Here is a 13,306-nt window from a genome sequence, read left to right as displayed (position 1 = left end):
GTTTGGACTTTGGAGGTCTGTTGTTAGCTATAGCAACTCTTGTTATTAATATACTAAGAATAATAATTACTATCTATTTGTCATTATTTGCTCCTTCCAAAGTTTCGTTCACAACACTCTCAAATATAAGAGTATTTTTTAATAAATCATTAATAAATGATACATTTTAATGAATATTTCGCATTCAAATCAGCGATTATGACAAAATATATCAACATTGTTGTAAATATAACAACATAAATAAGGGTTAGAAAATTGTATATTTTACGTTTTATTTGATGAAAATCGAAGCAGGTTTAATCAGTGAAAGCTTATAATATTTCTGAAAATGCGGCTTTATTTCTTAGTGTTATAGAAGTCCTTGTATAATCGATCCAACCTTGTTTCTTATACTTGCTCATTTGTTTAGAAACAGTCTCTCTCGATGTACCGATAAGTTTGGCTATATCGTTCTGTGAATAGGGATGTTTAATAGTCTCATCATCCTCAAATTTATTATCAAAAAGATCTTTTATAAACTCGAGTAATCTTTCTTCTGCATCTTTACACACTAAAATCTCCAATCTTCTCTCTATCTTTTTTACTCTTAACCCAATCAACTTATATATGAATAAACCAAAACGTTCATTATCTCTCATTAGATTTCGCATCTTATCAATAGATAATAAACATAGATAGGTTGTATCACCTTCAGCAATTGCGTATTCATCGCGAGTGTTTTGTCCTAAAAGGATTTTCTCTCCAAAAATCTCTCCTTTAGTTAAGATAAGTTTCACTACTTCATCACCTTCTTGATTATAAGTACAAAGTTTCACCTTCCCCTTACTAACTAGGTAAATCTTTTGTTCATCATCTTCTGGAAAATAGATCACCTCCCCTTTTTTAAAGGTAAGACCATTGGTTTTAAAGTAATTTTTAAGTTTTGTAGGACATAAAATTGAATAAAGATCAAAATTATGCATGGTCCATATTTCACTCATTCGGTTATTATTTAAGATAGAGCATTAAAACGGTGATTTAATTAAAATACTTTTTTACGGGGTATTATCAAAAAATCTTCTCGTTCTATAACAGTCAAATATAAAAAAAGGTGTCCGAAGACACCTATCTAATCTATATTTTCCTAGCTTTTTATCGCTGGCTCTATCATCTTAAATAAATTATAGTCATATAATTCTTTATCCATAAGATGGGAAGGAGAAACATTTTTAATGGAGTTAAAAATCACTTCAGATCGATCTGGATAATCTTTTTCCCACTCTTTCAACATCTGTTTAACCATCTGTCTTTGTAATTTTGGTTGTGAACCACATAAATTACAAGGTATAATAGGAAAGCTTTTTATTTGAGCGTATTCTTCAATATCACGTTCTTTACAATAAGCCAAAGGGCGAATAACAATATGTTTCTGGTCGTCCGTTTTATAGATTGGGGGCATTGCCTCTAACTTTCCACTAAAAAACATATTCAATAAAAATGTCTCTATAATATCATCTCTATGATGACCTAAGGCAATTTTAGTTACTCCCAATTCTTCTGCTGCCGTGTATAATGTCCCTCTTCTTAAACGAGAACATAAAGAACACATTGTTTTCCCTGCCTCTAACTTCTCTGTAACTATTGAATAGGTGTCCTTATTTAAAATTTTAAAATTGACACCCTTCGATTCTAAATACTCAGGAAGGATATGTTCAGGGAAACCAGGTTGTTTTTGATCTAAATTGACTGCTATTATTTCAAAATCAAACTTTTTGGTGGATTGAATATGTAATAGTATTTCCAACATGGCATAACTATCTTTTCCACCAGATAAACATACCATTACTTTATCGCCATTTTCAATTAACTGATAATCATATATGGCTTTCCAAACATTTCTGTGTAAGCGTTTTTGAAGCTTAACTTGTTCTATTGTTAACGTCATTCTAAAATCAAATTTCCACAAAGATACATCAAAAGATTTAAGTACCCTTGTGGAAATTTTTAATGATTATTTATATCTAATTCTGTTTAAATCATTTTGGGTGAAGCCTTTACCTACCAACAACAAATTTGATTGGATTCCCAACTGCATTGTCACCTTGAGTATGTCTTAATATATATATACCTGATGGTAAATCATCTACATCAATTTTATAGGTATTGCCGGTAAAGACACCCTCTGTTACTTTTCTACCTTCAGCATTCGTTAATACCCACTCGCAGTTTGATAAATTTTGAGGAGCTTTAATAGTAACAACATCAGAAGCAGGATTTGGATATAAACTCCATTCTAAATCATTGTAATCTATTGAGGTCACATCTTTTGGATCAGTTGATACTAAATGGCTAACAGGTACTCGAATAGCTTGGAATATCTCCATATTCACATTGTTCTGAACCAAAGCAATCACTTCTGCTTGAGACGTATCATATACCTGAGGGTTATCCCATTGGACTGTAAATGTTTCACTGCTTCCATTAGTCCATGATCTACCCAAGAAACTTGTTCCTTCTGCACCTGGTGCTGGAGACATCGATTTCATTACATTTTTATGTGTATATAAACCTTCAGAAACTTCGATTCCATTAATTTCTCTCTCTACCGTTATCAGATGGACAATAATTTCTGTATCCTCTGAAGAAAAATCTTTATTTGCGGTGATAGTCACCTCAATTTCATCAGGGTCTCCAACATCTGGTAATGAAAGTGAGATATCAAATTCTGGGTCCAATAGAATTCTTGACATAATCGGACGACTGTAATTTTTATTATTTATGAAATCGAATGTATAACCTAAGAATGCATTACCATCTACAATTGTCGTTGGAGCATCAGAAACTCCGTATTGGAAAGTACGTCCACTTGGTGGTTCTGGATTATCAATATTTAATGAGTCTGATCTTCCATCTTGGCGAACATGATAATTAATAGCGATAACGTCAGTGCTAAATTCATTAACAAGAACACTATCTAATCGATACGTATTATTATTCACTGATGCTTCTCCTGCGTTTGTCATTGTTTCTATCACTACCGCTTTTCTTCTATTACCAACCCAGAAATTATCTATCAGAACACCTTCATCTTCTAAATCCGAATTTGATTTAAATGCAAATCTAAACCTTAAGTGTTCCTTGTCTACTCCCCTGAATTGATCTAAACTGTGTCGGATAGAAATGGTTTCTCTAAATATACCACCTTCTTCCTCTGTAGAACCTGTCCAACCCACTGGGTCAGGCTGAGCAATAGTAGAAGGTTGATTACCTGGATTTGATCTAATATTCGAACTATTGTACCAATTGATTGGGTCATTGGTATCTCCTAAAACCTGCCATGTTTGACCAGAATCTATAGAATATTGGAAAGCTACACCATCAATTCCTGTCTCACAATCCAATTGCATATCAAAAGTGACCATTGGACGGTCTAACCCTGAAATGTCGAATGACGGTGAATTTAGATAAGAATCTTCTAAAGGATGATAATTTGATGTCAAATCGGTTACCCAAGCATTAGAAGTAGAAATGAGATTTTCTCCTGCTGCTTGACCATATTCCCACGAACTCAAATCACCCATAGGAACCCACTGACCATTATCTAAATCAAAGTTTTCAAAGTATTCATCATCGGTATCTACTAATGATATTCTTGGAACGACAAATGCTTCTTTTGTAAAGATTTTAGAACAACCTTTTAATGTATTTACTGTTAAAACAACATTATAAGTACCCGGATTTTGATATTGATGAAGGGTTGACCCATTCACTGATAAATCACTTAAATCGGCCAAAATTGTTTGTGAATTTCCATCACCAAAATCCCAATCCCAACTTGCAATTGTATCTCTATCTGCAGGCATTGATATATCATCAAAAATCATATTTGATTGATGTTCGGAAACTGACCAGTTAAAATCTGCAGTTGGAGGTGATCCAATAAATATTCTCTTAGTGACAGATACATCAGAACACCCTTGATCTGTAAATATGGTCAATGTAATGTTCTTTTCTCCTGCAGTTGCAAATTGATGTGTATATGTTTGTGCTAAAGCAGGATCTGTAATGGTATGAGAACCCTCATCACCAAAATTGTAGACCCAACGTGTGATCTGTGAAGCATCTCTAATAATCGTACTATCAGTTAACACAACTTCTCTAGTATCACACAATACTTGTGTTCCAAAATCTACTTCAGGAACATCTACAATTGTAAATGCATAATCTGTTGAATCCAAACAGTTATTTGCGTTTGTATAAATATATTTTACAACATGATTTCCTAAAGGAGAATCTGCCATATTTATTGAGAAGTTTGAACCTGTTTGACTAATAATCGCTCCTGTTGGAGAGGTAAACGAACCTCCTGTTGGTGATCCTCCCACACCCACTAATCCTTCACTCTGACAATAAACACTATCCTCTACTAATGATCCGACCATTGTTAATTCTGGAAGAGGATGTATAGTTATTGTTACTGGTGTAGCTGGACCTTCACAACCTAAATGCGTATCTGTTACATAATATGTATAAGTTGTTTCCGTAGTTACTGATGTACCAACTGTTGGAGTATATGCTAGGTTATTACTGATTACAGAAGTTAAACCAGCATCTGAGTACCAAGTAACATCATTATCGACAGAATTTGTAACCGCAAACTGTGTAAAGGTATCACCTGAACATATTTCAAAATCTCCATTCACAATAGGAGCATCAGGTGTTTTATTAATAATAACTGTTACTTGAGTAGTATCACTCTCACAACCATTGACCGTTTGAGTAACGTAATATACCTGTGAGTAATCAGTTGCAGAATTTGGATCTATAGGCGTGAAAGTTGTACTTGTAGAAATTACAGTCGACAATGTAGGTTCATTATACCATTTTACATTACTTCCTGTAGTAACATTTACAGTACTGATGGTTTCACCTGAACAATATACAAAATAGTTAGTATCTACCGTTGGTTTTGCTGCATTTGGATAAACAGGGATATCTACCTTAGTTGGTAAGGAAACACATCCATCAACTACTTGAACAACCCAATAATTAAGAGTATCTAAGGTAGGATAACTAGGTGCACTAATCATTGGATCATATGTTTGACTTGTAGATACTGAAGATGTCAATGTTTCATCAGAGAACCATTCATAAGAGGCTCCTACTTCTCCAGTTGCTGTAATCGATGCGATTGTTTCTCCTTCACAATAAATAGGAATAGCACTCAATGAAGGCGAAGCTGGTAAAGCTCTAATAATAATATCCACTTGTGCAGTTACACTTTCACATCCACTTGCTGTAGATGTTGCATAGAAACTAACTATTGAATCATTTTGAACATTTGTATTGAAAGAAGGTGTATACCCTAATGTATAAGCTGGATTTAATGGTGGGTTTGTTTTAGCAGCATCATCGTACCAATTCACATTTTGGCCAGTGGCAACACTAATTGTAGGTAGTGCCCCTCCTGAACATATCTCAGCAACAGGGTTAAATGTTGGAGCATCAGGAGATTTAAATACACTAATATTTAATGTTGTGCCAGGCCCTTCACATCCATTGGTAGTTTCAGTAACATAATAAACAAAAGTAGTATCTCTAGGTACATTAGTATTAATAACTGGAGTAAAATCATCTCCCAAACCAACAGGTGTTATTGTATTGGTAGAGGTATACCATTTAATATTCACTCCAGGATTTTGAACTGACATTTGTCCAACGGTTTCACCAGAACAATATGATGTTACATTAGCAGTTGAAAGTACAGGTGCTAATGGTTTAGGATTAATAGTAATATGTACTTGAAGTGTATCACTTGTACACCCATCTACACTAGTTTGTGTAACATAATAAGTAACAACTTGAGTACTACTTACAGTTGGTGCATCGTTTGGAGTTAGGATATTCGTTGTACTCTCGACTAAAGTTAAAGCATCATCAGAATACCATACAAAAGAAGCTCCTGTTTCTCCAGAAACTTGGATATTTCCTAAACCAGTATCATCAGAACAATATTCTGGAACTGAAGACACCAAAGCTGGTTTTACAGGTAGTGGTTTCACATAGATTGTGTCATTAATACTATAAGTACAACCTAATGAATTATTGTATGTAAATGTTACTATATGTTGAGAATAATCTCCTGTACTAATCTCTCCTGCAGCAGTTGCTGCCGCTTCAGGATCAAAAGAGGCCGTACCATCTCCATTATCAGTTAATCCCCCGGTATTTATTGAATAACTTCCACCGGGTGCGTATTGAGCTAAACCCTCCATAGCTGTAAATGTAACTATTGGAGCAGAATAACAAACAGAGTCATCTGCATCTGTAGCTAAAAACACTTCATCAAACCCATAAACAGTCACCATAGAATCTGAATCATTTGTACAACCTGTTACTGGATCAGTATATTCAAAATTGATAATAAAATCTTCATCTTCATCATATAATTCTCCTCCAGCTAAAGTTGGATTAAATGTAGCCGTACCATCTCCATTATCTACTAAACCAGGATTACCACTAAAGGTACCTGATGATACATTCATTCCTCCTACTTTACCTTGAATAGTTATTGGTGTTTGATTGAAACAAAAGTCTCCATTATCAGAAGGATTAACATAATCATAACTTACTTGAGGCAAAGGATTAATGGTAATTGTGGTATCAGTAGTAACATCACAACCATTTGCATCAGAATAAGTGTATATAATATAATATGATCCATCTCCTAAAGACGACGGACTGATTGTAATAGGGTTTGGCCTTAAAGATCCGCCATTTACTCTAAATGAACCATCTGTAGCATTTTGAACATTATCCAATATTACATCAATCTGAAAATCAGCATCAGTTAAACAGTAACTTGTTGATGCAATATTGATTCGTGCTGTGTGACTTTCTGTGACTGTAACTGATTGATCAAAACTATAATTTACTAAGGAAGCAGTATAACTACCAGTTACTACAACATCGGCACTTTGCCCAGGATTTAAACCTAATGCTGCACAAGCCACATCAGGATCAAAAGTAGTTCCACCCACAACACCAGTACCTGAGTAGGAAATATCTGATTGAGCTGGACTACCTGTAAGTGATGCAGGGTTAATAGCTTGAATAGTAACTGTAGGATCATCTCTACAATATTGTGGATCTAAATTAAATGTACTAGAACCATCGTAAACCGTAAAGGATACTGTTTCCACCTTTTCACAAGAACCATAAACAATATGATAATTGATATTATGATTACCTTGTCCAGCAATACTTGGGATAAATCTATTTGAAGAGTTACCATTTCCGTTACTTACAACACCTGGACCAGAACAGTAAAAAGTTGCACTTCCAAGACCTGTCATTGTTAAATTCACAGGAGTAGACTGTAAATCAGAATAGTTAGTAGTACTAGGTAATGTAACATAAGATGATGGTTCCACTGGAACAGTTACAGAAGCTACATTTGATTCTACAATACAATTTCCTGAAGTTGTGATTCTCTTAAAATCATAATTCCCAGAACTAGCTATATTACTAATAAAATAACTTTGAGAGGTTGCTCCCATTATATTTGAGTAGCCTCCATTATTCACTTGTTGTTGCCATTGGTAAGAATAAGAACCTGTACCTCCCGAAGGGGCACCACCAATAAGAACAACAGCATCATTAATACAAACTGTTCCTCCAGAAACATTGGTTATGTTTATTCCTGTTACAGAAGGTGATAATTCTATAGCTATCTGATTTGATGTATTACTACATTGACCACTATTTACCACTCGTCGATACAATGTTGTACCACTTAAGGTAATGTTAGAAGACTCTGTATAGTTAATTGTAGAACCACCAATAGTTGACCATGTCCCGCCATTATCCGTACTTTTTTCCCATTGATAAGAGTAAGTACTATTACCTCCACTTGGAGTTGACCCTGAAAAAGTTAGTGTACCTCCAGTAATTGATCCACAATATTGTGTTTGTGCAGGTCCAGTAAGTACATTATTAGAAATATCAGTATTTATAGTTATGGTTACATCTGTAGATGAATTAACAGTCACTCCCCCACTACTTACAACTCTTCTATAAATGTAAGTACCAGCTGCTAGAGTAGCATTTTCTGTATAATCTTCACCTGTATAATTTAAAGAAGCAAAAGATCCTCCATTGAAGTTTCTTTGCCAATCGAATGTGTAAGTACTTCCATCTCCCCCAGTAGGTGTATCACCATTGATAGAAAAGGTATTACTTCCTGTACAAAATTCTGTTGTTGAAGGATTATTTATTGTATTAACGATCGGTGGAAAAATTTTCACAAAACTAGCATCTGTTGTCGCAGCTACTAAAGTTCCACTGTTTCCAGCAGCATCAAGTACACTAATATTAAATACTACATCTGCATAAGTCGACATTCCATTCACCGATAATGTTTTAGTTGCAGTATAATCTAAACCTACATTTGTTGGAGTAATAGCAGATCCATCTAACGTAACAATATTGGTAGTGATCAAATCTTCGTTTGAAGTAAAATCAAGAGTGACAATATCATTGTTCTCCCCAACTGTTGGGTCAGTGTTATCAGAAGCAATAGTTACTGAAGTTAAAGTTGGAGCGGAAATATCAATTTCTAAATTATACGTTGCACTTGCTCCTTGATTACCATATTCGTCTTCTAAATAAAATGTCAATACATGATTACCTTCTGAAAGAGTAGATAATGCTACTGTTTGTGTTGCACCTGTAACATCTACCCTTGCCACTTGACCGTCTATATCACTTTCAACAATAATATCAGGATTATTGGTCGTTGAAATACTTGTGAAATCAATACTTGGTGTTTGATTATTGGTCTTATGATCCCCGGTTACTCCAGAATCAGTTCCGCTATTTAATACACCAACAATGCCAGAAATAGAATTATCTACAAGAAGTTCCACATCTATAGTAGGACTTGAATTTGCCGACTCGTTACCAGCTACATCTGTTGCAGTTGCTGAATAATTATAAGTAGACCCTGAGGCTATTACTGAAGAGGTCACCTGATCTGATCCCGTAGATGTTATTGAACCCTTAGCTGTTGATCCTTCATATAAAGTAATTGTTGTTCCGAAATCAGAAGTAATATCAAATGTAGGTGTGGTATCTGTAGTTTTAAGATCTGAATTACTATCTCCGGTATCTGATGATGGTGATAATGATAATGAAGGTACATTTGGAGCTACATTATCAAATTCTAAATCAACATAGGCATCAGTAGTTTTATTACCATAAATATCCTCTACGAAATAAGTTAGACGATGAACACCTTGAGTAGCTAAAGCAGGAGAAACGGTTACATCCTCATTTCCAGAATTAACTGGATCCACAAAGTGGTTCACGTTTAGAGCATCTAAATTACTTGTAACAGTAATATATTTTGAATCATCAGTATTTAACCCTGTAAAATTTAAGATAGGCGAACTGAAATTTGTAATCCAATCACCAGTATTTCCCGAATTAGTAGAAGCATCTAAAGTTGGTGCTGTTATACCTGAAAGTGTCACATTTTTGATCACAACAACTTCAGGAGTGGTTGATTCTAATGATGTATTACCAGCTAAATCAGTTGCTCTAGCTGTAAAAGTATAGGTACCATTTATAGAATATGCAGACCCAACAGTAACATCGGTTGTGCCAACACTTGTTGCTGTTCCATTTGTAGCACTATTTTCTCTAATTTCAATTGATGAACCTACTTCAGCAAAAACAGAAAAAGTAGGAGTTGTGTCGTTTGTATTTTTATCGCTATCTGATCTACCAGTATCCGAACTACTCTTTAATGTAATAGTTGGAGCATCAGGAGCTATTGTATCTATTGTAATTTCTAATGAAGTTGATGCTCCACTTTCATTACCAGCATCATCTATCACTTTAGCTACAAGAGTGTGAACTCCATTTGATAAACCACTTAAATTTACTGTTTCTGTTGTTCCTGAAATAACTGTCGACCCCACCTGACCATCAATATTACTTTCTACAATCACGTTATAGACATCAGTTGTTGGAAGGTTGTTCACGGTCACTTCAGGAGAAGTGTTACTAGTTATTTGGTCAGAAGAAGAAGTACCAGTATCATTAGTAGGATTGGCTGCCCAAGCAATGGCAGTTGAGCCAATACTAGGGTCTGTTTTATCAATAGTAATAGTAACCGGTGTAGAGGTAAAAGAAATATCACCATCTGAATCAATAGAATAAGCATAAATTGTATGTGTCCCCTCTCCCAAAGAGGATGTTACAATTAAATCAGTACCAGTAGAAATTGCGGTACCAATAGTAGTTAAATTATTTTTGATGTAAACCGTCTCTCCTGTGGTTGCCGTCACAGAAAACAATAAAGGATCTACATTTGTTATTAAATCGGAATTAGAATAACCTAAATCTACGGTGGGAGATAAAGTAGGTATTGAAACAGGTGTAGAATTTGAAGCTGCGTCATCAATGGTTACAGTTGTGGCTGCATCTTCATTTGCAGGAGCCTCTTTATAATTGATATCATAAGTTGCTCCATCCAAATAGGCATCCCCTAAAATTACATAAACATAAAAATCTCCAGATCCATCTGGATTTACAACTATATCTACAGATGAAGTAATATCAGATCCATTTCTTTCCACAGTAAAAGTACCTGCACTTGTGTCTAAACCGGTTCCTTGTAAATGATAAGGTATAACAGCACTATTTGTGGTTGCAGAAGCTCCTGATTTAATATCAAAAGAGGAAACTGTCTGAGCATTGATTAATGCACTTGAAATTAGAAAAAAGCAAGTAATAAATAGTTTGACTATCGTTTGGGAGTAGATGTTATTCATAAAAATTAGTAGCAACTAAGAAAAATTAAGTTTAGTTTGGTGAAATCGTAAATTTTATTCCTTCAAACTTATTAAACTTTATTAACTTTTAATAATTTACGTAAGAATAGGCAATATGTTTGTTTATTTAGTGACTTTTTTGGTAAATAAGTCAATTTCGACGTAGGTTCTTTACTAAAATATTACATTTCTTTTTCTTCTGAAATGATGGATAAGTTTCCGCTTTTATCTGTTTTTATCAAACAAAATTTTGATAGACTACCAAAATTTGCGGTCCCAATAACTAAAATACTTCCGTCACTCTGAACAAAAATCTTACTACCAAAATCTTCCCCTTCAAATCCAAAACTCTTAGACCAAAGTTTATCTCCTTCATGAGATACTTTCCAAATAACAATATTATAATTATTATTTTCATAAGCAGCACCTGTTATAAAACATCCATCCGGAGTAATGACCATATCACCTGCCCTATTTATATCTGCATGACCAAAGTCTCGAACAAAAAGTGGGTCTCCATTTTCATTTAATTCTGAAAAAATCAAATTAGTATTTTGTTCTGACACTTTTTGTTCGCCTAATACATATCTAACATTTGTATAATTAACGATTTTAGAACCATACTCATTTAGGCTAGAGGATGATTTTTTATCCCATACAATGTCCAATAAACTGTTTACCCTAACAGTTCTAACATCTGAAATGAATTCTGTACCTGTATCCGGGTTCTCTTTTTCGACAGTAACTGAACCAAACAAATAGTAGTTTTGGTTTGGTCCTTCTACAACGGAATTACCAAAGTCATCTGAATTATTCCCGAATCCTCTTATTCTTTCTAAAGTTTTATTAAGCGATTGATCGTATTTAATATAAATCATATCCCAATCAGAATCGTTAATATTTGAATCAGGGTTTTCGAAATTCCTCACTTCACCTATAATAATAAAACCGTTATCAGAAGTTGATTGTATATCATTAAAATTAACTTTGTTGACCACTTCAACAGTAGGAATTATTTCTACATAATTACTCGCACTTGGTGCATTCAGATCAACATTGATTAATATTCCTTTCTCAATACCATCCTCAGTTCTATTAATTAAAACGACAACCTCTCCATTGTTCAATTTTGTAATCCCAACTGCTTTATCAGTTATTTCTTTACCATCTTCATGACCAAGTTTAAGGACTTCTGACCAAATCTCATTACCATCTAAATCTGTGTATATTAAGACAGCAGAAGAGTTTAAATCTGAATTGCCAGAATTATCAGTATTTCCCAGTAAGTAAATTCCTTCATTATCAACAAAAAAATCTACACCTTCTTCCATTCCGTCTGTTCCAAAGAATTTAATGAAGGTCTCACCTTTTTCATAGGCAGTTTCTGTTTCACAGGCGGTCAAACAAAAAAACAATATTAAATAGAAATATCTTTTCATATTAATCAATGCTTCTATACTTTCTATATATCTTAGGTCTGTAAAAATCGATGGAAATTCCAACTGTCAGCGTAAGTACATCCATCCTTACATCATTATCTACATAACCATAATTAAATATCAATTCGTTATTATCATATCGATTATTTTGATTATTGAAATTCTGCAAGGCATAATAATAAGAAGCCATTACAGTCCAATGGGAGTACCTAGTTTTTAAATAAAAACCAGCCTGTAACATGGCTCCATACATCAAATTTTTTCTTTGTTTAGTAATATCAATTGGAGTTGCTTCAATATCTACAACATCAGGGCTTTCATAAACCATTTCTCCTTCAATAGAAGCATTAAGTAATAATTTTGCAGAACCACCTACACCTATAAAGGGTCTCAATTTTTTATTTGGTAGCAATACAAAGCGGATTGCTAAAGGCATATCAATAAAACTCTGAGTTTCTTTTAGAAGAGATTCTGATATATCTAATGGGTTTTCTTCCGTTTGAAAGGCGACACTTTCATAACTTGGGGAGATGTTAATTTGAACATTATTACTTAAAAAATAATTATAGGACACACCTACTTTAAAACTTAAATTAGGTTTGTATTCTACTTCCGAATGGTTTTCTTCTGGGCCTACTCCGTAAGTTTGAGATACATTAGCAGAATTATAAGTCGCCCCTCCAAAAACACCAAAAGACATAATTGGACGTGTTCTAAATTTACCCCATAGGTTTCTTAGTTCTGCAGGGTCAGAGGAAGTTGGTTTGTATTCAGAATTTTCTTTTAGCAACGCAAGCATTGCTATTTCTGCCTCTTCTATATTATCAGAATAAAGGTAAGAAAGTATTACAAGTCTTCTTGCATTTAATTGCTTAGATGAAGACTCAAAACCTTGATCAATACAATCCTGTAATGTCATTGGTACTTGCAATAATTTACCTTCCGTATAAAAAGTATTAGCTTTATTATAAGCTTCTTCACATTCTTGAGCTTGTAAATTTTGAAGCATAAAAAATGTGATAACAAGCAAAAAATAGTATTTCATCAATA

General features: G+C 34.0%; 5 protein-coding genes. All 5 read right to left on the bottom strand.

Going from position 1 to position 13,306, the window contains the following annotated elements; all coding sequences use genetic code 11:
• Positions 1-311: 311 nt before the first annotated feature.
• The 5 genes from KMW28_RS08180 to KMW28_RS08160 all read right to left on the bottom strand — a co-directional run bounded on the left by KMW28_RS08180 (position 312) and on the right by KMW28_RS08160 (position 13,265).
• The gene (locus KMW28_RS08180) at positions 312-980 is read right to left on the bottom strand and encodes a Crp/Fnr family transcriptional regulator (RefSeq protein ID WP_169664646.1); all 669 of its coding nucleotides are present in this window, start codon (positions 978-980) and stop codon (positions 312-314) included.
• 143 nt (positions 981-1,123) lie between these two features.
• Positions 1,124-1,924 carry a tRNA 2-thiocytidine(32) synthetase TtcA gene (gene ttcA, locus KMW28_RS08175; RefSeq protein ID WP_169664647.1) on the bottom strand — a complete coding sequence of 267 codons (801 nt, stop codon included), beginning with the start codon at positions 1,922-1,924 and terminating at the stop codon, positions 1,124-1,126.
• 109 nt (positions 1,925-2,033) lie between these two features.
• A complete protein-coding gene (locus tag KMW28_RS08170) occupies positions 2,034-10,817 on the bottom strand; it encodes an Ig-like domain-containing protein (protein ID WP_169664648.1) in 8,784 nt (2,927 codons plus the stop codon).
• 182 nt (positions 10,818-10,999) lie between these two features.
• A complete protein-coding gene (locus tag KMW28_RS08165) occupies positions 11,000-12,256 on the bottom strand; it encodes a hypothetical protein (RefSeq protein WP_169664649.1) in 1,257 nt (418 codons plus the stop codon).
• A 1-nt stretch (position 12,257) separates the two neighbouring features.
• A complete protein-coding gene (locus KMW28_RS08160) occupies positions 12,258-13,265 on the bottom strand; it encodes a porin family protein (RefSeq protein ID WP_183363932.1) in 1,008 nt (335 codons plus the stop codon).
• Between the last annotated feature and the right edge of the window lie 41 nt (positions 13,266-13,306).

This window comes from Flammeovirga yaeyamensis (assembly GCF_018736045.1).
Taxonomy (GTDB): Bacteria; Bacteroidota; Bacteroidia; order Cytophagales; family Flammeovirgaceae; genus Flammeovirga; species Flammeovirga yaeyamensis.
The sequence above is the reverse complement of the archived record's forward strand: the minus strand, read 5'-3'. Positions and strand labels throughout refer to the sequence as shown.